The organism is Nocardia sp. TBRC8007 (assembly GCF_056629435.1).
Genome location: NZ_JBWSOR010000229.1, coordinates 1 through 245 on the forward strand (window position 1 = coordinate 1; position 245 = coordinate 245).

The following is a 245-nucleotide window of genomic DNA, read 5'->3' on the forward strand; positions in this document are numbered from 1 at the left end:
CCCGCTGGTGGTGGTGACCGACCGGGCCACGGCCACGGCCCTGCCCGTGGTCGCGGCGGACACACTGTGTATCGACGACCCGGAAACCCTCGCCGCTGCTGATAGCGCGGTCGTTGTGGCCGGTGGTGGTCGGTGGGGGCGGTTGTGTCCGGGGAATCTGGCGTATCTGATCTATACCTCTGGTTCGACCGGTCGTCCCAAGGGGGTCGCGGTCACCCACCGCAACGTGGTCAACCATGTCGTCG

The 245-nt window shown here is 67.8% G+C and carries 1 protein-coding gene; it reads left to right on the forward strand.

Annotated features, from left to right (window positions below):
• On the forward strand, positions 1-245 hold a 245-nt coding region (locus ACX4ZE_RS23435), incomplete at both ends, for an AMP-binding protein (protein WP_480275638.1).